This is a genomic window from Actinomyces sp. Z5 (assembly GCF_003287795.1).
In the GTDB taxonomy this organism is placed as follows: Bacteria; Actinomycetota; Actinomycetes; order Actinomycetales; family Actinomycetaceae; genus Actinomyces; species Actinomyces glycerinitolerans.
Genome location: NZ_QMIN01000109.1, coordinates 14,076 through 38,312 on the forward strand (window position 1 = coordinate 14,076; position 24,237 = coordinate 38,312).

Below are 24,237 nucleotides of genomic sequence, written 5' to 3' on the forward strand. Positions count from 1 at the left end.
GTACACATCTCACCGGTCCCTCGCCCGGCTCCATAAGCCAGCCCCGTCAGCGGTTGATCAGGAACACCGGCTCCGGAGATTGCGCTGAGCCGTCGACGAGCACATAGCCGATCCCGTCCAGGCAGAAGTTCGCGATCTCAACGCTTCCGTCCTCCGGATAGACCTCAGCGGCGCCCTCGCGCGCAGGACCCACGGGGTGCGAGTCTGCGTAGGCCTGCACTGCGCCGATGGGATCGACCACCTTCAGCGCGGTGTCGAGCTGGAGTACCAAGTGCCAGTCCCCTCCTTCGGTGAGAACCGTGCCGCCGGAGTACCGGAAGGCCACGGTCCCGTTCGCCGTCCAGTAGGGAAGGCCGCCGACCTTGGTCTGGAGCGCGAAGTCGAAGTCGTGCGGGTACGCGATACCCTCGGGCATCGCGTCATGCCGGGCATCGAAGAACGCGGGCTCCAGGGACGCATCCACGCCGTCGTCATGCTCGCGCCACCGCCGTGCCCACAGCTCGAGCAGCACCGGCGTACCCTCGGGGGCGGTAGCCGCTGCATCACTCAGATCTTCGAAGTCGAGCAGCGCAACACAGTTGCGGCCCGTGCCCGGCTCCCAGAAGGCACAGACACTGCCGCGCTCGCACTTGAACACGAACATGACCTGACCCGCAGGCGTGTGAGGCAGCTGCGCCGACTCGCCGGCCTGGAGGAGGAAGGACATCGGCAGGCCGCACTCGGCGCACAACGGCCAATCCCTGCCGACAGGCCAGCCGAGCGGCAGACCACCCACCTTCACGACCTCGCGGGGAACCGGCGACTGCGGCGCCTCGATAGTCCACTCCGGAATAAGGCTCAGCATGGCGCGAGCGTAGCCGATCGAGGACGCGAATCCCGGAGGCCGACGTCCTGGCCGGAGGATGGCTAGGCTGACGGCATGAGCAAGATCTTCGCCGTCGAGTACCACTACGTCACCGACCAGGACGAGGCCATGGCCGACCTCCGCCCCACCCACCGCGCCTTCAACGCCGCTCTGGCCGAGCAGGACCGGCTGCTCGCCGCCGGCCCCTACGTGGGCACGCACGACGCGCTCATCGTGGTGCGCGCCGACGACGACGCCGGCGCCCTGGCCCTGCTGGAGGAGGACCCCTTCAACCAGGCGGGCTTCATCGCCGAGCGCATCCCCCACGAGTGGAACCCGGTGATCGGCGTCCTGGCCTGACGGTCCTCCGGCCTCCCTGTCTCACGGCCAGGCTCCCCCGCGCCCGCCGCGGTTAAACAGGTTCAGTTCACCAGGCCGCGGGCGCGCAGGTACGCGACCAGGCGCGGGCGCGCCAGGTATACCGCCTCAATGCCGGCCACCGCGGCGGCGGACACGATCAGCACGACCCACCAGGTGCCCGCCGCGGGCCAGGCCAGCAGGAAGAAGTCACGCACCGCGGGCACGAACACACCCAGCACCGCGATCCCGGCCATCGCCGCCACCAGTCCAAGCCGCCAGCCCAGCAGCGGCCGGGCCGTCAAGGTGAGCAGCCACAGTCCGGCGCACACCAGCACCAGGGTGGCGCCGGTGGTCACCTGCGCCTGCTCCGCCCCGGAGGCCACCAGCCAGGTGCGGGCCGCCAGCGTGGCGCAGCCGGCCACCAGCCCGGCCGGCACCGCCAGGGTCAGCACCCGCCCCAGGAAGCCCGCCCGGTAGCGGCGGGAGTTGGGTGCCAGGGCGAGGATGAACGCGGGGATGCCGATGGTCAGGGACGACACGATGGTCAGTTGCCGCGGCAGGAACGGGTAGGCGATGGCGGTCAGGGACACCACCACGGCGATCAGCGAGGCGTAGACCGTCTTGGCCAGGAACAGGGAGGCGATGCGCTCGGTGTTGGCCATGACCCGCCGTCCCTGCGCCACTACGCCCGGCAGGGCGGAGAACTCCCCGCGCAGCAGCACCAGGCGGGCGACCGCCTTGGTGGCGGGTGCGCCGTTGCCCATGGCGATGCCCAGGTCGGCGTCTTTCAGAGCCAGGGCGTCGTTGACGCCGTCGCCGGTCATGGCCACCACCCGGCCCCGCGACTTGAGCGCCCGCACGAAGGCGCGCTTCTGCTCGGGAGTCACCCGTCCCAGCACGCTCGCACCCTCGAGGGCGTCGGCCAGGCGCTCGGCCTCCGGGCCGTCCGGGTCCGGCTCCTGCGACAGGGTGCGGGCGTCGACGGCGACCGGCGCCCCGCCGTCCGGGCCGGTTACGCCCGCCCGACGGGCGACGGCGGCCACGGTGTCCGGGTTGTCCCCGGAGATCACCTTCACCTCCACGCCCTGCTGCCGGAAGTAGTCGAGGGTCCGGGCGGCGTCGGGGCGGATCTCCTCGGCCAGCACCGCCAGCGCCGCCGGCTCCAGTCCGCCGGGCAGCAGGTGGTCCTCGGCGTCCTCGCCGCAGGGTTCGCTCGAGCAGGCCAACGCCACCACCCGGGCGCCGTCGGCGGCGCGCTCACGCGCCCGCGCCAGCACGACGTCCGCCCCCGGGGCGGTAGCCAGGATGATCTCGGGGGCGCCGAGCACCCAGGTGACGCCGTCGTAGCGGACCGCCGACCACTTGCGCCGTGAGGAGAAGGGCACGGCCGCCTCCACCGTGCGAGCTCGGGCCGCGGCGGCCCGCTCCCCCAGGTACCGCTCCTCGGTCAGGCCACGGGCAATGGCGACGGCGGTGGCGTTGGGATCCTCGCCGTCGCTGAGGGCGGCCAGGGCCTCCAGGACCCTCCGGCCCGGGGCGCCGCCGTCGGGGCCGGTGACCTCATCCAGGCGGATGGATCCGGTGGTGACGGTGCCGGTCTTGTCCAGGCACAGGGTGTCCACGCGGGCCAGCACCTCGACCGCGGGCAGCTCCTGCACCAGCACGTTGCGGCGGGCCAGAGCCAGGGAGGCCGTGGCGAAGTTGACGGAGGTGAGCAGCACCAGCCCCTGCGGCACCATGCCGACCACGCCCGCGATGCCCGCCACCAGTGCCGCCTGCCACTGCCCGGAGGTGAGCGCCTGCGCCACGCCGCCGTTCTGCCGCAACTGCGACCAGAACAGCAGCAGGGCGACGGGCACGATCACCCAGGAGATCCAGCGCAGCACCCGGTTGGTGCCCTCCTGCAGTTCGGAGGTGACCACCGAGTAGCGTCGCGCCTCCCGGGCCAGCCGGTGGGCGTAGGCGTCGGCGCCGACCGCCGTCGTCCGCGCCAGAGCCGTGCCGGCGGTGACGGTGGTACCGGACATGACCCGGTCCCCCGGACCGGGACGGACGGAGGCGGACTCGCCGGTGAGAATGGACTCATCCAGCTCCAGGTTGTCACTGGCCAGAACGACGGCGTCCGCGGGCACCTGCTCGCCGCTGCGCAGCCGCAGCAGGTCGTCGAGCACCACCTCCGCCACCTCCACGTCCTGCTCGACGCCGTCACGCAGGACATGCGCGCGGGGGGCATCCAGCACCGACAGGCGGTCGAGGGCCCGCTTGGCGCGCACCTCCGCGATGGTGCCGGTGGCCGTGTTCAGCAGCAGCACGAAGCCGAACAGGGCGTCCTTCCAGGAGCCGAACAGGAGGATCAGCACCAGGGCCGTGCCCAGGATCGCGTTGAACACCGTGAAGACATTGGCGCGCAGGATCGCGACGGCCGAACGCGAGGTCGTGTCCCGGAAGGCGTTGGTCTGCCCCGCCGCTACGCGCTGAGCGACCTCCCGGCTCGTCAGCCCGGTCGTATCCGCGGCCTCTGCGGGCACGGTAGCGGTGGATGTCGGGTTCACGGGTTCAGCATGTACTTTCCAGCCCGGAAATTCCTGAGAAGCTCTCAGCGTGTCCGCGGCTCAGGCGCCGGACTGTGCCGTGACGGCGCCCTCGGATTCGCCGATGGCGTTGCTGCTGCCCGCGGCCTCCCGTGCGGCCCGGCGGGCCCGGTGCCGGGAGACGAGCACGGAGGCGGCCACAGTGATCAGGATGACCACCACGATGAAGCCGAGCGAGGCGCCGATGTCCGGCTCGGGGACGATCTCCCAGGGCTCGCCACCGTTGATGAAGGGCACCTCGTTGGTGTGCAGGGCGTGGTTGACCAGCTTGAATCCGATGAAGGCCAGGATGGCGGCCAGTCCGTAGTGCAGGAAGATCAGCCGGTCCAGCAGCCCGTCGATCAGGAAGTACAGCTGCCGCAGGCCCAGCAGGGAGAAGGCGTTCGCGGCGAAGACCAGGTAGGGCTCACTGGTCAGGGAGTAGATCGCCGGGATGGAGTCGACGGCGAACATGACGTCGGCGGTGCCGATGGCGATCACGCACAGCAGCATGGGGGTGATCATGGTGCGTCCGGCGTGGCGGTGGATGAGCTTGCCGCCGACGAATCCGTCGGTCATGGGCACGACCTTGGCCACCATGCGCACAAAGCCGGTGGGGTGGTACTCCTCATCCTGGTGCGCGTCGGGCTCCTCCAGGCCCTCACGGGCCTGGGAGAAGGCGGTCCACAGCAGCCAGGCGCCGAACAGGTAGAAGATCCAGGAGAAGTTCTCAATCAGCGCGGCACCGGCGAGGATGAATGCCAGGCGCAGCACCAGGGAGATGATGATGCCGGCCAGCAGCACCTCCTGCTGGTACTTCCGGGGCACCCGGAAGGCGGAGATCATGATGACGAACACGAAGAGGTTGTCGATGCTCAGCGCCTTCTCGGTGATGTACCCGGCGAAGTACTCCTGGCCGTAAGTGCCGCCCCAAATCGCCCAGACGATCCCGCCGAAGGCGACGGCCATGGCGATATAGCCGATCGACCACTGGGCCGCCTCTTTGAGAGTGGGCTCGTGCGGGGTACGGACGTGACCGACGATGTCGATCGTGATCATCGTGATGATGATGGCGGCCAGGGCTAGCCAGCCGAGGGCGTGGACATCCACTGCATGTACCTCCGGTACGGTGCTGGTACCGGAGGTCTCCCCCCGCCAGGGGCGCGACTGCGTGCCGCGCCTGCTGGCCTGCGACGCCGGGGGCCGGGGCTGCCGCGGTGCGGTTGCCGTCCGGTCCGCCGTGATGACGACGTCGCCGTTGCTGGGAGTACTCCCCTCCGTATGGGCTTATGGGCCGAGTCTATCGCCGCGGGGTGCCGGACCCGCCACCCCCGCGCGGCCGGAAACGGTGTGTGTTTGCCGACGTCGACGACGCCGCGGCCCGCTGCGCAGCACGCCCAGGCGCGGCGGACGCACCGCCGCATCAGGCGGTGGCCCGCATGTCCCGCAGCTCCTTCTTCAGATCCTGGATCTCGTCGCGCAGGCGGGCGGCCAACTCGAAGTGCAGATCCTCCGCGGCGGCGTGCATCTGGTCGGTCAGCTCCTGGATCAGCCCCGCCAGGTCGGACTGGGCCGTCCCGGCGAGCTTCTCGCGCACGGTCGCCTCGGCCGCCTGCTTGCGGCGGGAGACGACCTGCTTCTCCTCGTGTCCGCGGTAGCCGCCGGCCAGCAGCTCGGCGGTGTCCACGTCCTCCCGGGCGAGCATGTCGGTGACGTCGGCGATCTTCTTGCGCAGCGGCTGCGGGTCGATGCCGTGCTCGGCGTTGTAGGCCAACTGCTTGGTGCGGCGCCGCTCGGTCTCCTCAATGGCCTCCGTCATGGCGGGGGTGACCTGGTCGGCGTACATGTGCACCTCACCGGAGACGTTGCGGGCGGCCCGCCCGATCGTCTGAATCAGGGAGGTGGAGGAGCGCAGGAAGCCCTCCTTGTCGGCGTCGAGGATCGCCACCAGGGAGACCTCCGGCAGGTCCAGGCCCTCGCGCAGCAGGTTGATGCCGACCAGCACGTCGAACTCCCCCAGCCGCAGCGAGCGGAGGATCTCCACGCGGCGCAGCGTGTCGACGTCGGAGTGCAGGTACTCCACGCGCACGCCCCGGTCGGCGAGGTATGTGGTCAGGTCCTCGGCCATGCGCTTGGTCAGGGTGGTGACCAGGACGCGCTCGTGCTTCTCGACGCGACGGCGCACCTCCTCGAGCAGGTCGTCGATCTGCCCCTCGGTGGGCTTGACCACGATCTTGGGGTCCACCAGCCCGGTGGGGCGGATGATCTGCTCCACCACGCCGTCGGCGCGCTGGAGTTCATACGGGCCGGGGGTGGCGGACAGGTAGACCGTCTGCCCGACCCGGTCCTCGAACTCGGCGAAGGTCAGGGGCCGGTTGTCCAGAGCGGAGGGCAGCCGGAAGCCGTGCTCCACCAGGGTGCGCTTACGCGAGGCGTCGCCCTCGTGCATGGCGCCGATCTGGGGGACGGTCACGTGGGACTCGTCGATCACCAGCAGGAAGTCCTCGGGGAAGTAGTCCAGCAGCGTGTTGGGGGGCGTGCCCGGGGAGCGGCCGTCGATGTGCATCGAGTAGTTCTCCACGCCGGAGCAGGTGCCGATCTGGCGGAGCATCTCCAGGTCATAGGTGGTGCGCATGCGCAGGCGCTGCGCCTCCAGCAGCTTGCCGTCGCGCTCCAGCACCGCCAGGCGGCCGGCCAGTTCCTCCTCGATGCCGGCGATGGCCCGCTCCATGCGTTCGGGCCCGGCCACGTAGTGGGAGGCAGGGAACACGTAGACCTCGTCCACCCGGTCAATGACCTCGCCGGTGACCGGGTGCAGAGTGGCCAGGGCGTCGATCTCGTCGCCGAAGAACTCGACTCTGATGGCCAGCTCCTCATACATGGGGATGATCTCCACCGTGTCCCCGCGCACGCGGAAGGTACCGCGGGTGAAGTCGATGTCGTTGCGCGTGTACTGCATGGTGACGAAGCGACGCAGCAACTCGTCGCGGTCGATCTGCTCCCCCACGCGCAGGGGCGTCATGCGGTCGACGTACTCCTGGGGGGTGCCCAGGCCGTAGATGCAGGACACGGAGGAGACCACCACCACGTCCCGGCGGGTGAGCAGGGAGTTGGTGGCGGAGTGCCGCAGCCGCTCAACCTCGTCGTTGATGGAGGAGTCCTTCTCGATGAAGGTGTCCGTCTGGGGGACGTAGGCCTCCGGCTGGTAGTAGTCGTAGTAGGAGACGAAGTACTCCACCGCGTTGTTCGGCAACAATTCGCGGAACTCGGCGGCCATCTGGGCGGCCAGGGTCTTGTTGGGCTCCAGGATGAGGGTGGGGCGCTGCACCTGCTCCACCAGCCACGCCGTGGTGGCCGACTTGCCGGTGCCGGTGGCACCCAGCAGCACGATGTCCTTCTCCCCCGCGTTCAGCCGCTCGGTGAGCTCGGCGATGGCGGTGGGCTGGTCGCCCGACGGGGTGTATGGGCTGATGACCTCGAAGCGCTTCTGGGCGCGCTGCAGGTCGGTGACAGGACGCATGGCCCAAGGCTACGTCGCAGCCCTCCTGGCGTTCCACGTGCCTCAGGACGTCGTTGTGCGCTGGTCGCAGCCGCCCCACTCCACGGCGGTGAATCCCTCACGTGAGGGGCCGGGGATCAGTTCCTGCTCGGGAACCGGATCGGCGGGGACGTCGCCGATCACCAGGTAGACGCGGATGAAGACCTCGGGGGTTAGGGGCTCTCCATCCGTGGTGAAGCTGTAGCGGGCGATCGCCGCGTGCTGCTCGGCGGCAAAGGTGATGAGCGCCTGTTCGGTGGCCTGAATCCGCGGAGCCCAGAAGGTGATGAACTCGGCGGCCTCGCGCTCCGTCAGCCCCAACACGGCTAGCTTGTCCTCCAGGAAGGCGGTGACCTCGTGCGCCTGGACCACGAATCCCTCGGTCTGTGTCATGAGCGCGGGGTTGATGCCCTCCCAGAACAGGTAGGGGTAGCTGCGCGAGCCGGCGTCGGTGAGGGTCCCGTCGGGACTGGCGGTGACCTGCCAGCTCACGCCCGTGGATGTGACTGCCGGCTCGGGGTAGGTGAAGGTGAGTTCGCCGGCGTAGTCCAGTGCCACCTCGATGTCGGTCTGCTCGGGCGGGTATAGGTAGAGCACCGGCTTGTATGCCACCGGCTCCTCCGTCTGCCGGTCACGGTGACCGTGATCATCTTCACGATCGTCCTGGTCGGCGGTGGCGCAGGCCGCCAGACCGGCGATGAGGGCCGCGGAGGTCAGTGTGAGGGCGGCTCGTCGGGTCAGAAGCGGGGCGCGCATGGTGGAGGTCCTTCCTTGGTCCGTTACCGGCCGGCCCGGTCGGGGCCTGGCAATGAGGCTATTGCGCCCGCGCTGGTATTCCTATGGGGAGCACTTCCCGGCCTACCTGCATCCCGCCCGCATGGCGGAGAGCCGCTGCCAGAGCTCCCCCACGGCCAGTGCCAGCTGCCCCCGGGTGCCGGAGTTGGACAGTACGACGTCGGCGACGGCGCGGCGCTCGGCGTCGGAAGCCTGGGAGGAGATCCGCGCGAGGGCCTGCTCACGCTCCAGGCCGCGCTGCGTCAGACGCGTCAGCCGGGCCTCCAGCTCGGTCTCCACCACGACGACGACGTCGAACAGATCCTGCATCTGCTCCTCCACCAGGAGGGGCACGTCGTAGACGGCCACCTGCCCGGCAGGGACCGCTTCCAACCGAGCCCACGCCTGCTCGGCGATACGTGGCAGCAGAATCTCCTCCAGCCGGGCGCGCCGCACCGGGTCTGCAAAGACGATCCGCCCCAGCGCGGCCCGGTCCAGGGCTCCTTCGGCATTGAGCAGCTGCTGCCCGAACTCGGCCACCACGGCGTTCAGGCCATCGGTGCCGGGTGCGACCACCTCTCGGGAGACGGCGTCGGCGTCCACGACCACTGCGCCGTGCTCGGCCAGCAGTCGGGCGACCTCCGACTTGCCCGCGCCGATGCCACCGGTCAGCCCCACGTACAGGGCGCGGCCTTCGGGGCTGTGCGCGGGCAGGCGGCGCGGGCGGTGGGCGGCGTGCGGGGCGTTAGTCATGGCACCATCATGCCCGCCTAGCCCTCGGCCAGTTTCAAGCCGGCCACACACGCGACCAGCCCCGTGAGCAGCAATATCCGTACCAGGGACACCGGTTCGGCGCCGGTGGCCATGGCCCACACCGCGGTCGTGGCGGCCCCCACCGCGGTCCACACCGCGTAGCCGGTACCGACGGGGATCTCACGCAGCGCGTATGCGAGCCCACCCATGGAGGTAAAGCACGCGGCGAAGAAGACGAGCGTCGGCACCAGGCGTGTGAGCCCCTCTGAACGGCTCAGCGCGGTTGCCCAGACGGCCTCGAACAGGCCGGAACCGATCAAAATCAGCCAGGACATGTATGCCCCTTCCTTCCATGGGGCCGTCCCCGAGTGTTACCCATGGGCTCCGGGTCGTCCCGGGCAGCGCCAGGTTATCAGCGGTCCAAACTGAGGGAAGTAATCCATACAGAGAAAAGCGGTCCAGACGCGCCACACACCGAACCGGCCCACACGCGATTGGGGCCCGCCCACCGGGTGGTGGACGGGCCCCAATCGTGGTTGCTCATCGGCCGCGAGGGCCGAGGCGAGTGCCGCCTGTGCGGCCGAGGTCAGTTGCCGGTCAGCTTCTCACGCAGCGCGGCGAGCGCCTCGTCGGAGGCCAGCGTGCCGGTGGCCTCGGGCTGAGCCGAGGAGAAGGAGGTGGCGTCCGCGGGGGCGGCGCTGCCGTCCTCCTGGTCCTCCTCCAGGGCGCGCGCAACCTGGGCCTTGTGGGCCTCCCAGCGGGCCTGCGCGGCCGCGTACTCGGCCTCCCAGGCCTCGCGCTGCGCCTCGTAGCCCTCGAGCCACTCGTTGGTCTCCGGGTCGAAGCCCTCGGGGTACTTGTAGTTGCCGTTCTCGTCGTACTCGGCGGCCATACCGTACAGCGACGGGTCGAAGTCGTCGGAGTTCGGGTCGACGCCGTCGTTGGCCTGCTTGAGCGACAGGGAGATGCGGCGGCGGTCCAGGTCGATGTCGATGACCTTGACGAAGACCTCGTCACCGACCTTGACGACCTGCTCGGGAACCTCCACGTGGCGCTGAGCCAGCTCGGAGATGTGCACCAGGCCCTCGATGCCGTCCTCGACGCGCACGAACGCGCCGAAGGGGACGAGCTTGGTGACCTTGCCGGGCACGACCTGGCCGATGGCGTGCGTGCGGGCGAAGGCCTGCCACGGGTCCTCCTGGGTCGCCTTCAGCGACAGGGAGACGCGCTCGCGGTCGAAGTCGACGTCGAGCACCTCGACGGTGACCTCCTGGCCCACCTCGACGACCTCGGACGGGTGGTCGATGTGCTTCCAGGACAGCTCGGAGACGTGGACGAGGCCGTCCACGCCGCCCAGGTCCACGAAAGCGCCGAAGTTGACGATGGAGGAGACCACGCCGGTGCGCACCTGGCCCTTCTGCAGGGTCTGCAGGAAGTTGGTGCGAACCTCGGACTGGGTCTGCTCCAGCCAGGCGCGGCGGGACAGGACCACGTTGTTGCGGTTCTTGTCCAGCTCGATGATCTTGGCCTCGAGCTCGCGGCCAACGTAGGGCTGCAGATCGCGCACGCGACGCATCTCCACCAGGGAGGCGGGCAGGAAGCCGCGCAGGCCGACGTCGAGGATGAGGCCGCCCTTGACGACCTCGATGACGGTGCCGGACACGACGCCGTCCTCCTCCTTGATGCGTTCGATGGTGCCCCAGGCGCGCTCGTACTGGGCGCGCTTCTTGCTCAGCAGCAGGCGGCCCTCCTTGTCCTCCTTCTGGAGAACCAGGGCCTCGATCTCGTCGCCGACGGAGACAATCTCCTCGGGGTCGACATCGTGCTTGATCGACAGTTCGCGAGCGAGGATGACGCCCTCGGTCTTGTAGCCGATGTCAAGCAGGACCTCATCGCGGTCCACCTTGACAACGGTGCCCTCGACGATGTCGCCGTCATCGAAGTACTTGATGGTCTCGTCGACGGCGGCGAGGATCTCCTCGGTCGAGCCGATGTCGTTGACGGCGACCGGGGCGGGGCTGGGCGTGGTTGTGGTCATTGAGTGGTTGCTCCGAATATGGACAGAAGGGTCGGGTCAGTAGATTCCACACGTCCCCCGCCGCGCGGGCCGGCCCGGACCGGCACCGCACCACGGTTGGGTGCCGCGAACGGCGCCTAGGGGCGTGCGCGTCAGACCATACCAGCACGTTCCCAATCCGTGACTTGTAGGCGGGTCACAAACCGTGCCCGCATTTGCGTGGAATACCTCACGCCGTCCTCCTGAAACACGCCCACGGCGAAGGATCAGTGGGCGGCGTCACGCCAGGTGGCGCCGCGTCCCACGGACACGTCCAGGGGCACGGACAGTTCGGCCGCACCGCCCATGCGCGCGCACACCAGCTCCTCGACGGCGTCGGCCTCCCCGGGAGCGACCTCCAGCAGCAGCTCGTCATGGATCTGCAGCAGAATGCGCGAGCGCAGGCCGGCGGCGACCAGGTTCTCGGCGACGTCAACCATGGCCTGCTTAACGATGTCGGCGGCGCTGCCCTGGATGGGGGCGTTCAGGGCGGCGCGCTCGGCCATCTCCCGGCGCTGCCGATTGTCGCTGTTCAGGTCCGGCAGGTAGCGGCGGCGACCGAACATGGTTTCGGTCCATCCATCGCGGCGCGCCTGCTCGACCACGTGCTCCAGGTAGTCGCGCACGCGGCCGAAGCGGGCGAAGTACGCCTCCCGCAACGCGGCCGCCTCGGCAGTGTCCACACCCAGCTGCCGGGCCAGCCCGAAGGTGGACAGCCCATAGGCCAGCCCGTAGCTCATGGCCTTGACGTGGCTGCGCTGCTGGGGGGTGACCTCGTCGACGCCGATGCCGTGCACCATGGCTGCGACGTAGCGGTGCAGGTCCTCCCCGGAGCGGAATGCCTCGATCAGGGCGGCGTCGCCGGACAGGTGCGCCATGATGCGCATTTCGATCTGGGAGTAGTCGGCCGTCAGCAGGCACTCGTAGCCGGCCCCGACGGTGAAGGCCTCGCGGATGCGCATGCCCTCCTCGGTGCGGGCGGGGATGTTCTGCAGGTTCGGGTCGGTGGAGGACAGCCGGCCGGTGGCGGCGATGGTCTGCTGGAAGGTGGTGTGGATGCGACCGTCGGGGAGGATGGCCTTGCGCAGCCCCTCCACGGTCTGGCGCAGCTTGATGGCGTCGCGGTGCTCGAGCAGGTGCTCCAGGAACGGGTGACTGGTCTTGGCGTACAGGGAGGCCAGCGCGTCGGCGTCGGTGGTGTAGCCGGTCTTGGTGCGGCGGGTCTTGGGCATCTTCAGTTCGTCGAAGAGCACCGTCTGCAGCTGTTTGGGGCTGGAGAGGTTGAGTTCGTGCCCGGCGGCGGCGAAGGCGCCCTCGGCGGCGTGGGTGACGCGGGCGTCCAGCTCGGTCTCGCGCGCGGCCAGGACGTCGTCGTCGACGGCGATTCCGGCGTCCTCCATTTGCGTCAGGGTGGCGGCCACCGGCATCTCCAGGTCGGTGAACAGTTCCAGCACGCCCCGCCGGCGCATCTGCTCCTCCAGAGCCCGCTGCAGGGGCAGCAGCACGGCGGCGCGGCGCGCGGCGGCCAGCGCCGCGGCCGCCGGGGCGTCGCCGGCCAGGGAGTCCAGGTCGAAGGCGGTCTGCGGCTGGTCGTCGGGCGCGGCGGCCAGCGCCTCCAGGTCGATGCCGAGCCACCGTTGCGCCAGCGAGCCGACGTCGTAGGAGCGCTGTTCGGGGCGGCACAGGTAGCCGGCGAGCGACGGGTCGGCCACCACCCCGTCCAGGTCGATGCCGCGTGCGTGCAGGGCGTGCCAGGAGCCCTTGGCGTCGGCCACAACCTTGGGGCGGTCGGCGTCGGTGAGCAGGGAGAAGAGGGCCCGTTCATCGGTGGGGTCGAGCAGGGACAGGTCCGCGACCAGGGCGACGACGCCGTCGGAGACGGCGACCATGGTCGCGTCCCCCCGGCCGGGGTGCAGGGTGCCGACCACGTCCAGCCCGAGCGAGTCCCCCTCGCCCGAGGGCAGGTTCGTCTCCAGCCAAGCGGCAACGTCGCCCGGGTCGACGTCATGCCCGACGGCGGCGATGCGCAGATCCTCCAGGCGGGCGGCGGGCGAGTCGGGGTCACCGGGCCGATCGGCGGCGTCGGCGAAGGGCAGGACTCGCTCGGAACGCTGCTGGAGGTTGCGGAACTCCAAAGCGTCCATGATGCGGGCGAGTTCCTCCCGGTTGGCTCCGGTGAGCTTGAGGTCGACGGCGGGGTCGAGTCCCAGGTCCAGGTCGGTGAGCAGATGGTTCAGGCGGCGGTTGCGCAGCACGTCGTCGAGGTGGTCGCGCAGGGACTGGCCGGCCTTGCCCTTGATCTGGTCGGCGTTGGCGATGACCCCCTCGAGTCCGTCATACAGGCGGATCCACTTGGCGGCGGTCTTGGGGCCAACTCCGGGGACGCCCGGCAGGTTGTCGGAGGTCTCGCCTACCAGCGCGGCCAGGTGCGGGTAGCGCTCGGGGGTGACGCCGTAGCGTTCCTCCACCTCGGCGGGGGTCATGCGCCGCAGCGTGGACACGCCCTTGATCGGGTACAGCACGGTGCAGTGCTCGGTGACCGTCTGGAAGGAGTCGCGGTCCCCGGAGCACACCAGCACCTCCATGCCCTCGTGCTGCCCCTGAGCGGCCAGGGTGGCCAGGATGTCGTCCGCCTCGTATCCGGGGGAGGTCACGGTGGGGACGCCCATGGCGTTCAGCACGTCCTGCAGCAGTTCCACCTGTCCGGCGAAGGCGGGCGGGGTCTCATCGCGGGTGCTCTTGTACTCGGCGTACTCGCGGGTGCGGAAGGTGCCGCCGGGCAGGTCGAAGGCAACCGCTACGTGAGTGGGCTGCTCCTGCTCCAGCAGGGACAGGAACATGGACACGAAGCCGTACACCGCGTTGGTGGACTGGCCGGTGGTGGTGGTGAAGTTCTCGACCGGCAGGGCGTAGAAGGCGCGGAAGGCCATGGAGTGCCCGTCGATGAGGAGGAGCGTTCCGGCGTCCGGGGCGGCGGGGCTGGTCTCGATGGTGCTCACCGTGACAGCCTAAGGGCATGAGCGAAAAGGAACCCGCATCTGGCGGCCCGGACGTGCCCGTGGCCTTCCCCGCCGCTTCCGTCCGCCCGTTCCCGGTGCCCAGGCCGGCCGGCTCCGCGGTTTCGGCCACCAGTGCGCTGGGAACTTCTGGACTGGCGGACGCGCAGGCCGGCACACTCATGTCGACCCTGCACATGGAGCTTCAGGAGCGTTCGGCCGAGCACACCGTGGTGCGCATGCCGGTGGACGGCGCCCGGCAGGTCACCGGGGTACTGCACGGCGGAGCCAGCGCCGCGCTGATAGAGACGGCCGCCTCCGTGGCGGCGCGGGAGAGCGCGCCCACCGGCACGGCCCCGGTGGGCACCGACCTGCAGGTCAGCCACCTGCGGCCGGCGCGACGCGGCTGGGTGACGGCGGTGGCCACCCCCCTGCACCGCGGTCGGCGCACCGCCGTTTACCGGGTGGAGGTCAGCGACGAGAGCGGACGCATCGTTGCGCACGGCACTCTGCGCTGCCTGTATGTGGAGGTCGACGGCGCCTGAACCGTCCGGGCCGTATCCCCGCCCGGACGCCGGCGGCCGTCCGTGACCGCGTTCAGGACTCCTCCTTGGCGCCCTTGGCGCCGCCGATCTGCTCGATCACGGCGTCGGCGACCTCACGCATGGTCAGGCGCCGGTTCATGGAGGTCTTCTGCAGCCAGCGGAAGGCCTCCGGTTCGCTCAGCCCCATCTGCTCCATGAGCAGGCCCTTGGCGCGATCCACGCGCTTGCGGGTCTCGAAGCGCTCCTGCAGATCGGAGATCTCCGCCTCCAGGGAGCGGATCTCGTCGTGGCGGGACATGGCGATCTCAATGGCGGGGATCAGTTCGGCCGGGGTGAAGGGCTTGACCACGTAGGCCATGGCACCGGCCGCACCGGCCCGCTCGACCAGCTCGGTCTGTGAGAAGGCCGTCAGCATCACGACGGCGCAGCCGTGCGCGTCGATGATGCGCTCGGCAGCCGTGATGCCGTCCAGCACGGGCATCTTCACGTCCATGACGCACAGGTCGGGCTCGTACTCGTCGGCGAGGCGAATCGCCTCCTCCCCGTTCGCGGCCTCGGCGACGACCTCGTAGCCGGCATCGGTCAGGGTCTCGACGATGTCCAGGCGGATGAGGGTCTCGTCCTCGGCGACAAGGACTCTGCGGGTTCGGGAAGTAGCGGACTCGTTGCTCACGGCTGAATCCTAGTATGCTCGGCGACGTTGCGAGGCCCGCGCGCCGCCCCGCGTGCGAGCGAGCACGCCTCCGTAGCCCAATTGGCAGAGGCATCCGACTCAAAATCGGAGTGTTGTGGGTTCGAGTCCCACCGGAGGTACCGACGCGCCCACTGGCGCTACTGCCCCTACCGCGCCGCCACGCCCGGGCCCCCTCATTTAACTGACAGGTCGTCAATCGTTCACAAATCGATCACGACAATTTAGGGTAGGCAGCACTAATTAAACCGTCCCGGGGTATTACCTAGGGACGGGTCTCCCTCAGCCCTGAAGGAGCCTCATGCACGTGCATTCCTACCCACGGCGCACCGTGATGCGAGCGGCCGCCGGAATCACCGCGGCCCTGCCCGTCATCCTGGCCGTCGGCGCCTGTTCCTCCCGCTCCGGCCAGGACGTGGCCGCCGAGGACGGCGCCACCCTGGCCGAGCCGATCGTCATCACCGACCAGCGCGACAAGACCCACACCTTCACCCGGCCGATCACCAGTATCGTCACCACGGTCATCCCCTCGCCTTCGATCCTCACCGCGATCGACCAGAGCTACGACCGCATCGACGGGGTCAACGAGTCCACTGTCAAACGCGACCGGGGCTCGGTGTTCGAGACGATGTTCCCTGCGGCGGTCTCGAACAACACTGTCGCCAACTCGGACTTCATCCCGAATGTGGAGGAGATCACCCGCATCAACCCCGACGTGGTCATCCAGTGGGCCGATCAGGGAGACTCCTCCACCTACATCGATCCCATTGAGGCCGCCGGGTACCCAGTGATCGGCCTGCGTTACGGCACGCAGGAGTACCTGGAGCAGTGGATCCAAATGTTCGCGGCCCTGCTGCAACGCCGGGACCGCGGCCAGCAGATCCTCCAGCGCATGCATGACACCATCGCCTCATTGGAGGCCTTCGCCGCCAAGCAGGACGCCTCGCCCACGGTTCTGTTCCTGCGCTCGGCCGGTGACTCCGGCTACAACGCCGGCATGAGCTCCACCCGCGGTTATATGAACACCTGGATGACGCTGTGCGGGGCCACGAACGTCGGCGCCGACATCGACTACTCGACCTCCAATGCCACCAGCGTGGAGCAATTACTCACCTGGGATCCGGAGATCATCTTCGTCTCCTCCATGACGGCCCTGACACCGGCGGACTTGTACGCCGACTCCGCCCTGTCCGAGCTGCAGGCCGTCAAGAATCACAGGGTGTACGCGGTCCCCTCCGGAGGCTTCTGGTGGGATCCGCCCAGCGCCGAATCGCATCTGACGATGATGTGGGCGGCCCAGGTCGCCTACCCGGACACCGCCACCTACGACCTGCGCGAGCAGATACGGGAGAACTACGAATTCCTCTACGGCTACTCCCTTTCGGAGGACGAGATCGACCAGATCCTGCGATTCGATGACAACGCCGAGGCGCAGGGCTATGACCAGTTCTCCCGCTGAAGCCCCCTCCTCCGGGCGACACCGCTCGGGCATGCCCTGGCTGACCGTGGCCGTGATCGGGATGATCACGCTGACTGTGTGCCTGCTGGCGCTGGCTGCGGGCCGCTTCAGCATCCCGGTGGTGGAGGTGGCACGCATGCTGCTCGGCCGCGTGTTCCCGTTGGAGCGCACCTGGTACGCCCAGGAGGCGAGCATCGTGTTCGAGGTGCGACTGCCGCGGGTAGTCCTGTCCTTCCTGGTCGGTGCGGCCCTGGCGACGGCGGGAGCCGTGCTGCAATCGGTGTTCCGCAACCCGCTGGTGAGCCCGCAGGTGCTCGGCGTTTCCGCCGGCGCCTCCTTTGGCGGTGTGCTGACCATGGTGCTCGGGCTCGGTTCCGCCTGGTTGGTGGGTGGGGCCTTCCTGTTCGGGCTCGGGGCACTCGGGTGTGTGATGGCCTTCAGCCGCATCGTCTCCAGCGCGCCGCTGCTGATGATCGTGCTCGGCGGCGTGGTCATCAGCGCTCTGTTCAGCGCATTGACCTCGCTACTCACCTATGTCGCCGACCCGTACCGGGACCTGCCCGCCATCACGTTCTGGTTGCTCGGCTCCCTGGCAACAGCCGGCTGGGGCAGCGTACTCACGGCCCTGCCACCGATCCTGCTGGGCGCACTCGCCGTCTTCCTGCTGCGCTGGCGGCTCAACATTCTGTCCCTCGGCGACGACGACGCCCGCGCCCTGGGTGTGCCTCCCGCTCCCTACCGCAATGCGGCGCTGCTGGCGGTGGCCCTGCTGACGGCCGCAGCCATCTCCGTCTCCGGCGTGATCGGCTGGGTCGGGCTGCTCGTACCGCATCTGGCGCGCCTGCTCGTGGGCAGCGACAACCGCGTACTGCTGCCCGCCTCCTTCCTGGTGGGCGGGGGCTATCTGACGGCGGTGGACACCTTGGCCCGGTCGATCGCCTCGGTGGAGGTCCCGTTGGGAATCCTCACGGCGATCATCGGCGCCCCGTTCTTCGTGGTCCTGCTCGTGCGCTTCCGAAGGCGGGTGTGGCTCAGTGACTGATACTCCCAATGCAAGCACCGCTCCGGTCCGTACCCCGGACTCCACGCCTTTGCTCGACGCCGTCGACCTGGGCTTCCGCTACGGACGCGGCGAGTGGATCTTCCGCGACGTCGACCTGCAGGTGGAGGCCGGGGAGGTACTGGCCGTACTGGGGCCGAATGCCCGCGGAAAGACCACACTGGTCACCTGCCTGGCCGGGTTGCGCAAGCCCACCAAGGGTGAGGTGATCCGGCGTGAGGTAGTCGGCTATGTCCCGCAGTCGCACGGCGCGGCGGCCGCCTTCTCCGTGCTCAACATGGTGTTGATGGGCCGGGCCCGATTCATACGCGCCTACGCCAGTCCGGGCCCCGCCGACCACGAGGCCGCCGCAGCGGCATTGGATCGCGTCGGCATCAGCCACCTGCGCGACCGCGACTACCAGGCCCTATCCGGCGGTGAACGGCAGCTGGTGCTCATCGCCCGCGCCCTGGCCACCGGCTGCCGGGCACTCGTCCTGGACGAGCCCGCCTCCGCCCTCGACCTGCGCAACCAGGCCCGCGTACTGGGCGTCCTGCACGCCCTGGCCGAGGACGGCATGGCCGTGGTGATGACCAGTCATCACCCGGAGCACGCCTTGCGGATCGCCGACCAGACCCTACTGATCGTGGACGCCGCTGACATCCGCGTCGGCACCACCACCGAACTGCTGACCGGCGCCACCCTCTCCTCCCTTTACGGCCTGCCGGTCGCCACCCCCGAAGTGAGCATCGGTGGTCTGTCGCAACGCGTCGTCATCCCGGACTACGGCATACGTCGCCGTGACGCCGACTAGGCCGCCGACCGCCTACACACCATTGGAAGCAGACAAGCAGAACGGAGAAACACTCATGGCACATGACGAACCGCTTTGGCTCGTGCCCGCGCCCGAAGGACACTCCCCCACCATGGGGGCCGCCGCCGTGCCGGACGGATTTCGCCCCCTCGATCCCTACGACCTGGATGCCGCAGCACTGGCGCATACGCCCGGCATTCTCGTCTCCGGCATGTGCGACCAGCGTCACCTCGCCCGCTGGCGCGAACAGTTCGATGCGTTCCTGCACGCCGGCGGCCGCATGCTGGTCAACGGCCACGTCGTCGACCCGTGGGTGACCGGCCTGCCCAGATGGCGGCTGTTGGAATATCACGGCCCACGCGACCTGGGTATCACCCGCCTGGCCTCGCATCCGGTGTGGGACGGCATCGACGTCGATGAGCTGCTGTACCGCTCCGGGCCGCATATTCCCCGCACCCGTGATTCCCTGGAACAGTTCGGCGTGGCCGGCTTCTACGGTCGGGGATACCTGCTGGACCTGCCTGAGGATGTGACAATCATTAACGGCCTGGGGCCGCTGCGCGCGCCGATCGACGTGGAGATGCCGGTCGGCGAAGGTCGCGTAGTCGTGCACGCCGGCCTGGACCTGGCCATCTTCGCCCGTACCCCGGGAACCACGCTGACTCGATTCACCGACAACATCCGCAACTGGCTCGGAGGTGCAGTATGAACCCCACACCCACCATCGGTTTCGCCCACACCGGAACCGGATCACAGCTCAAGACCCTTGCCGACCCGGCGCTGCGCCCCTACCGGCCGGCGGACCTGTACCTGCCCGACGCGTCGGCCGCCGACTTCGCCGATCTCGACGTCCTGCTCGTCGCGGACCGCTCCCACCCCCGGATGCTTATGCGGCACGCCGCCGCCATGCGGGACGTCGCTGAACGCGGCGGTACGCTGATCGTCTTCGGGGAGAATTCCGTTCACGAATGGCTGCCGGACCTGCGATGGCAACCCCGAGCCACCAACTTCTGGTGGTGGCGCACCGGGGAGGACTCCGGCATGCGGCGTCGCAGCTTGGAACACCCCATCTGGGAGTACCTGTCCAAGCGCGCCGTGATCTGGCACCACCACGGCATCTTCCGATTGCCCGACGGCGCGGTGCCGCTGGTGGCACTGGAGGAGGACGGCCTTGAGGCGGGCGTGACCACCTTCTTGGACGAGTCCAGTACACCGGGCGCGATCCTGATTACAACCATGGACCCCTGCTATCACCACGGGGCGGGCTTCATGCCCGGCGCCACGCAACTGCTCTACTGCGTGCTGCGGTGGGCCGATGCCCGGTCCATCCGCGCAGCGTAACCGCACCGGGTCCGGCGTTCACACCCGGTAGTCGCTGCGCTCGCCCACCGTGTGGACGCGGATGGAGTTGGTGGAGCCGGGCGTGCCCGGCGGCATGCCGGCGACGATGATCACCTCGTCGCCCGGCTTGGCCAGGTGCTTGGCCTGCAGCACCTCATCCACCTGATCGACCATGTCGTCGGTGTGCTTTACCTCGGGCACCTCGTAGGTCTGCACGCCCCAGGAGACCGACAGCTGGTTGCGGGTGGAGCGCAGTGGCGTGAAGGCCAGCAGCGGGATGGTTGAACGCAGGCGGGACAGGCGGCGGGCGGTGTCACCGGACTGGGTGAAGGTCACCAGGTAGGTGGCGTCCAACTGCTCGCCCATCTCGGCGGCCGCCCGGGTGATGGCGCCGCCGCGGGTCTGCGGGTAGGAGCCCAGCGGGGCGATGCGCTCGCCGCCGTTCTCCTCCACGTTCTCGATGATGTTGGCCATGGTGCGCACGGCCTCGATCGGGTAGGCGCCCACGGAGGTCTCCCCGGAGAGCATGACGGCGTCGGCGCCGTCGAGAATCGCGTTGGCGCAGTCGGAGGCCTCGGCGCGGGTGGGGCGCGGGTTCTGGATCATCGACTCCAGCACCTGGGTGGCCACGATCACCGGCTTCGCGGCGCGCCGGGCCAGCTCGATGGCGCGCTTCTGTACCAGCGGCACAGCCTCCAGGGGCATCTCCACACCGAGGTCACCACGGGCCACCATGATGCCGTCGAAGGCGGAGACAATGTCCATCAGGTTCTCCACCGCCTGCGGCTTCTCGATCTTGGCGATCACCGGTATGCGCACGCCGACCTCGTCCATGATCTCGTGGACGTCCTTGATGTCCTCGGCGTTGCGCACGAAGGACAGGGCGATCAGGTCGGCGCCGATCTTGAGCGCCCAGCGCAGGTCCTCGCGGTCCTTCTCACTCAGAGCGGGCACGGACACGGCCACACCCGGCAGGTTGATGCCCTTGTGGTTGGACACGTACCCGGGCACCTCCACGCGGGTGACGACGTCGGTGTCGGTGACGGCGGTGACGCGGACGGCCACGTTGCCGTCGTCGATCAGCAGCCGGTCGCCGGGGCGGCAGTCACCGGGCAGGCCCTTGAAGGTGGTGGAGACGCGCTTGACGGTGCCCAGGACGTCGTCGGTGGTGATGGTGAACTCGTCGCCCTTGTTGAGCATGACCTTCTGGTCGTCCACGAAGTTGCCCAGGCGGATCTTCGGGCCCTGCAGGTCCACCAGGATCGCGACGGCGCGTCCCGAGGCCTCGGCGGCCGCGCGCACGCGGGCGATGACCTCCTCCTGGTCCTCGGCACGGCCGTGGGAACGGTTGATGCGGCATACGTTCATGCCGGCGTCGACGAGCGCCTGCACCTGCTCGGGTGAGTCGGTGGCGGGCCCCAGGGTGCATACGATCTTCGCTCTGCGCATGGGGCAAGCCTAAATGACTCTCGCTCCTACGACGAACCTCCCACGCGAGACACTTCGTCGCTGAGCGGTCGACGCGAAGTCACGATGAAGCAGACCAGTCCCACCAGGAAGATCAGGATGGAGGTCCACACGTTCAACCGCAGGCCGGCGATCAGCTGCGCCTCGTCGATGCGCAGGCACTCGATCCACACGCGGCCGGCCGTGTACACCATCACGTAGGCCCACAGCAGCCGCCCGCCCACGGCGCCGTCACGCTGCCGCAGCCTCCGCTCCAACCAAACCAGGAAGACGGCGCCGGCCAGGTTCCACAGCGCCTCGTACAGGAAGGTGGGGTGGAACAGGGTGTCGGAGGCATAGCCCGCCGGCAGATGCGCGTCGTCGATGCGCAGCCCCCACGGCAGGGTGGTCGGGGAGCCGAACAGCTCCTGGTTGAACCAGTTGCCCAGCCGGCCGATGGCCTGGGCCACCAGCAGTGTGGGGGCGACGGCGTCGGCGAACGGCGCCCACCGCAGCCCCCGGCGGTGCACCATCCAGGCGGCGGCCAGCGCGCCGAAGAAGATGCCGCCCCACACGCCCAGGCCGCCGCGCCAGATCTGCGGGATCAGCGCCGGGTTGCCGTACGCGCCGAAGTAGGCGTCCGGGGAGGTGACCACGTGGTACAGGCGGGCGCCGACGATGCCGGCCGGAACCGCCAGCAGGGCGACGTCCAGCACCTGGTCGGCTGCCCCGCCGGCGGCGCGGTAGCGGCGGTCGCCCCACCACACGGAAACGAACACGCCGGCGAGGATGCACAGGGCGTAGGCGCGCAGGGGGAACGGTCCAAGATACCACACCCCGCGGGCGGGGCTGGGGATGGCGGCCGCGAGCATGGCGGCGGGGCTGAGCAGGGCTACGGGCACTTACGGCGCCTCTCGGTGGGTGGCGGGAAACAATGCCGGGTGGCTGCCGGCGGCAACCAGCTCGGCCACGAACTGTTGGGGGTCGGCGGAGCGGATGACGGCCTCGCCGACCAGTACGACGTCGGCGCCGGCGCGCGCATAGCTCATGACGTCGTGGGGGCCGCGCACGCCGCCGGTGGCGATCCGAGTAATGCCCGCGGGCAGCACCTCGGCAACTCGCTCGAAGCGGGAGCGGTCCACCTTGCGGGTCTCCGGGTCGCGGGCGTCGACGGCGACGAGGCGGGCGCCGGACTGTGCGGCGGTGATGGCCTCGGCCCGCGAGTGAGCCTCGACAACGGCCACCATGCCCAGGGAGTGGGTGCGCTCGATCAGGGACTCAAGGATCAGGGGTTGCAGGCGGGCGTCGAGCATGAGCAGGTCGGCGCCGTGGGCGCGGGCCTCATGCACCTGGTAGGGGGTGACCACGACGTCGTTGACCAGCACGGGCACGTCCACGGCGGCGCGCACGGCATCCAGGTCGGCCAGCCGACCGTGGGAGCGGGCGGGCTCGGTGACCACGGAAACGCAGGCGGCCCCGCCGGCGGCGTAGAAGCCGGCCAGAATGGCCACATCCCCGACGCCGGACAGGTCCGCGAAGGTGGCAGTGGCGCGCTTGACCTCGGCTATCACCGAGACGGCCCGGCCCTCACCGTGCAGGGCGGCGACGGCGTCGCGGCAGGCGGGGGCGGCGCGCACGGCCTCCTTGAGCTGCGCCAGCGGGACGCGTCGTTCGCGCTGCGCCACGCAGGCGCGGGCCGTGGCGGCGAGCTCCTCGAAGGTGTTCACCGTCGGTCACCCCCTTACGTTTCTCAACCCTCATGGTTACCGGACGGGGCCGTACAGGCAAATCCGTCCCGGCTGGAGGGACGCTCCCCCACCACCGCGCCCAGGTCCCCGCCGGCCTGGAAGCAGGTGCGCGTGCCGGTGTGGCAGGCGGCCCCCACCTGGTCGACTTCAACCAGCAGGGCGTCGCCGTCGCAGTCCAGGGAGACGGCCTTGACGTACTGGTAATGGCCGGAGGTATCGCCCTTACGCCAGTACTCCTGGCGGGAGCGCGACCAGTAGGTCACGCGCCCCTCACTCAGGGTGCGGCGCAGGGCCTCATCGTTCATCCAGCCCACCATGAGCACCTCGCGGGTGTCGTACTGCTGGACGACGGCGGCCACCAGGCCGTTCGCGTCTCGCTTCAGGCGTGCGGCCAGTTCGGACGGCAGCGGGGAGGGCTCATTGGCCACGGCGTGGGACTCGGTCACGGGTGCCATTGTGGCACCCCTCCGGCGGGCTCCGGTGCCGCCGCTCAACGCACGGGGTGGCCGGCGGCGCGCAGCGCCTCCTTGGCCTGCCCGATGGTCATGGTGCCGTAGTGGAAGACGCTGGCGGCCAGCACGGCGTCCGCACCGTGGTCGGCGGCGGCCGCGAAGTCCTCGGGCCGCCCGGCACCTCCGGAGGCGATCAGCGGAATCCGCACCGCCCGGCGCACGTCATCGAGCATCTCCAGGTCGAAGCCGCCGGTGACGCCGTCGGCATCCATGGAGTTCAGCAGGATCTCGCCGGCACCGAGCTCGGCCGCGCGGGCCGCCCACTGCACCGCGTCGATGCCGGTGGAGCGAGTGCCGCCGTGAGTGGTGACCTCGTAGCCGGAGGGGGTGCTCACGCCGGGCGGGCAACGGCGGGCGTCCACCGACAGGACCACCACCTGGTTGCCGAAGCGGGAGGCGACCTCCGTCAGCAGCTCGGGACGGGCGATGGCGGCGGTATTGATGCCGACCTTGTCGGCGCCGGCCCGCAGCAGCCGGTCGACGTCGTCCACGCTGCGCACGCCGCCGCCGACGGTAAGCGGCACGAACACCTTCTCGGCGGTGTCGGCCACGACCTGCAACATGGTGGCGCGCCCCTCGGCTGAGGCCGACACGTCCAGGAAGGTGATCTCATCGGCACCCTGGGCGTCGTAGCGGGCGGCAAGCTCCACCGGGTCGCCGGCGTCACGCAGGCCGGTGAAGTTCACGCCCTTGACCACGCGGCCGTCCTTGACGTCCAGGCACGGGATCACACGTACGGCAACACTCATGT

General features: G+C 69.5%; 22 protein-coding genes and 1 tRNA gene. 8 read left to right on the forward strand and 15 right to left on the reverse strand.

From position 1 onward, the window contains the following. Positions 1-46: 46 nt before the first annotated feature. Positions 47-844: a hypothetical protein gene (locus DRB06_RS14235; RefSeq protein WP_139240978.1), complete on the reverse strand. Its 798-nt coding sequence runs from the start codon at positions 842-844 to the stop codon at positions 47-49. Between the two features lie 75 nt (positions 845-919). Here DRB06_RS14235 and DRB06_RS14240 point away from each other — a divergent pair, with 75 nt between their 5' ends. Continuing rightward, entirely contained in the window at positions 920-1,204 is a 285-nt protein-coding gene (locus tag DRB06_RS14240) for a YciI family protein (protein ID WP_111820305.1), read from the forward strand. 62 nt (positions 1,205-1,266) lie between these two features. Here DRB06_RS14240 and DRB06_RS14245 read toward each other — a convergent pair whose 3' ends face one another. From DRB06_RS14245 to polA, 8 genes are all read right to left on the reverse strand, one after another. Beyond that, on the reverse strand, positions 1,267-3,756 hold the full coding sequence (locus DRB06_RS14245; protein WP_181575281.1) for an HAD-IC family P-type ATPase: 2,490 nt from the start codon (positions 3,754-3,756) through the stop codon (positions 1,267-1,269). 60 nt (positions 3,757-3,816) lie between these two features. After that, on the reverse strand, positions 3,817-4,884 hold the full coding sequence (locus DRB06_RS14250) for a TerC family protein (protein ID WP_108966989.1): 1,068 nt from the start codon (positions 4,882-4,884) through the stop codon (positions 3,817-3,819). 313 nt (positions 4,885-5,197) lie between these two features. Next, positions 5,198-7,294, reverse strand: coding sequence for an excinuclease ABC subunit UvrB (gene uvrB, locus DRB06_RS14255; protein WP_111820307.1), 2,097 nt, complete (start codon positions 7,292-7,294; stop codon positions 5,198-5,200). 42 nt (positions 7,295-7,336) lie between these two features. After that, positions 7,337-8,068: a transcriptional initiation protein Tat gene (locus tag DRB06_RS14260; RefSeq protein WP_111820308.1), complete on the reverse strand. Its 732-nt coding sequence runs from the start codon at positions 8,066-8,068 to the stop codon at positions 7,337-7,339. A 102-nt stretch (positions 8,069-8,170) separates the two neighbouring features. After that, positions 8,171-8,764: a dephospho-CoA kinase gene (gene coaE, locus DRB06_RS14265; protein ID WP_111820360.1), complete on the reverse strand. Its 594-nt coding sequence runs from the start codon at positions 8,762-8,764 to the stop codon at positions 8,171-8,173. A 92-nt stretch (positions 8,765-8,856) separates the two neighbouring features. Further along, entirely contained in the window at positions 8,857-9,174 is a 318-nt protein-coding gene (locus DRB06_RS14270; protein WP_073332455.1) for a multidrug efflux SMR transporter, read from the reverse strand. 251 nt (positions 9,175-9,425) lie between these two features. Next, positions 9,426-10,877 carry a 30S ribosomal protein S1 gene (gene rpsA, locus DRB06_RS14275; protein ID WP_073332457.1) on the reverse strand — a complete coding sequence of 484 codons (1,452 nt, stop codon included), beginning with the start codon at positions 10,875-10,877 and terminating at the stop codon, positions 9,426-9,428. A gap of 245 nt (positions 10,878-11,122) precedes the next feature. Next, complete coding sequence (gene polA / locus DRB06_RS14280) at positions 11,123-13,894, reverse strand: DNA polymerase I (protein WP_395994455.1); 2,772 nt, start codon at positions 13,892-13,894, stop codon at positions 11,123-11,125. Positions 13,895-13,911: 17 nt separating this feature from the next. Between polA and DRB06_RS14285 the strand changes: the two genes are divergently transcribed. Further along, positions 13,912-14,436: a PaaI family thioesterase gene (locus DRB06_RS14285; RefSeq protein ID WP_111820309.1), complete on the forward strand. Its 525-nt coding sequence runs from the start codon at positions 13,912-13,914 to the stop codon at positions 14,434-14,436. Between the two features lie 52 nt (positions 14,437-14,488). Here DRB06_RS14285 and DRB06_RS14290 read toward each other — a convergent pair whose 3' ends face one another. Continuing rightward, positions 14,489-15,109 carry an ANTAR domain-containing response regulator gene (locus DRB06_RS14290; RefSeq protein WP_111820310.1) on the reverse strand — a complete coding sequence of 207 codons (621 nt, stop codon included), beginning with the start codon at positions 15,107-15,109 and terminating at the stop codon, positions 14,489-14,491. A gap of 66 nt (positions 15,110-15,175) precedes the next feature. On the opposite strand from DRB06_RS14290, the gene DRB06_RS14295 reads away from it, so the two are divergent. The 6 genes from DRB06_RS14295 to DRB06_RS14320 all read left to right on the forward strand — a co-directional run bounded on the left by DRB06_RS14295 (position 15,176) and on the right by DRB06_RS14320 (position 19,780). Further along, positions 15,176-15,249: transfer RNA gene (locus tag DRB06_RS14295), tRNA-Leu, on the forward strand. 179 nt (positions 15,250-15,428) lie between these two features. Continuing rightward, the gene (locus DRB06_RS14300) at positions 15,429-16,586 is read left to right on the forward strand and encodes an ABC transporter substrate-binding protein (protein ID WP_073332467.1); all 1,158 of its coding nucleotides are present in this window, start codon (positions 15,429-15,431) and stop codon (positions 16,584-16,586) included. Then, on the forward strand, positions 16,567-17,628 hold the full coding sequence (locus DRB06_RS14305) for an iron ABC transporter permease (RefSeq protein ID WP_111820311.1): 1,062 nt from the start codon (positions 16,567-16,569) through the stop codon (positions 17,626-17,628). The genes DRB06_RS14300 and DRB06_RS14305 overlap by 20 nt, the downstream gene beginning before the upstream one ends. Further along, a complete protein-coding gene (locus DRB06_RS14310) occupies positions 17,621-18,439 on the forward strand; it encodes an ABC transporter ATP-binding protein (protein ID WP_220093034.1) in 819 nt (272 codons plus the stop codon). Before DRB06_RS14305 ends, DRB06_RS14310 begins: the two co-directional genes overlap by 8 nt. 55 nt (positions 18,440-18,494) lie before the next feature. After that, the gene (locus DRB06_RS14315; protein WP_108966979.1) at positions 18,495-19,148 is read left to right on the forward strand and encodes a hypothetical protein; all 654 of its coding nucleotides are present in this window, start codon (positions 18,495-18,497) and stop codon (positions 19,146-19,148) included. After that, positions 19,145-19,780 carry a hypothetical protein gene (locus DRB06_RS14320; protein WP_073332475.1) on the forward strand — a complete coding sequence of 212 codons (636 nt, stop codon included), beginning with the start codon at positions 19,145-19,147 and terminating at the stop codon, positions 19,778-19,780. Before DRB06_RS14315 ends, DRB06_RS14320 begins: the two co-directional genes overlap by 4 nt. 18 nt (positions 19,781-19,798) lie before the next feature. Here DRB06_RS14320 and pyk read toward each other — a convergent pair whose 3' ends face one another. The 5 genes from pyk to hisF are packed head-to-tail and all read right to left on the reverse strand — an operon-like array spanning position 19,799 to position 24,235. Then, positions 19,799-21,229, reverse strand: coding sequence for a pyruvate kinase (gene pyk / locus DRB06_RS14325; RefSeq protein ID WP_108966976.1), 1,431 nt, complete (start codon positions 21,227-21,229; stop codon positions 19,799-19,801). A gap of 26 nt (positions 21,230-21,255) precedes the next feature. Then, positions 21,256-22,098 (reverse strand): prolipoprotein diacylglyceryl transferase, encoded by an 843-nt coding sequence (gene lgt, locus DRB06_RS14330; RefSeq protein ID WP_111820362.1) that lies wholly within the window; start codon positions 22,096-22,098, stop codon positions 21,256-21,258. A 30-nt stretch (positions 22,099-22,128) separates the two neighbouring features. Continuing rightward, the gene (locus DRB06_RS14335) at positions 22,129-22,953 is read right to left on the reverse strand and encodes an indole-3-glycerol-phosphate synthase (RefSeq protein ID WP_111820313.1); all 825 of its coding nucleotides are present in this window, start codon (positions 22,951-22,953) and stop codon (positions 22,129-22,131) included. 23 nt (positions 22,954-22,976) lie between these two features. Continuing rightward, positions 22,977-23,420 (reverse strand): phosphoribosyl-AMP cyclohydrolase, encoded by a 444-nt coding sequence (hisI, locus tag DRB06_RS14340; RefSeq protein ID WP_234416164.1) that lies wholly within the window; start codon positions 23,418-23,420, stop codon positions 22,977-22,979. Positions 23,421-23,464: 44 nt separating this feature from the next. Beyond that, positions 23,465-24,235, reverse strand: a complete 771-nt coding sequence (gene hisF / locus DRB06_RS14345; protein ID WP_111820314.1) for an imidazole glycerol phosphate synthase subunit HisF — start codon at positions 24,233-24,235, stop codon at positions 23,465-23,467. Positions 24,236-24,237: the final 2 nt, after the last annotated feature.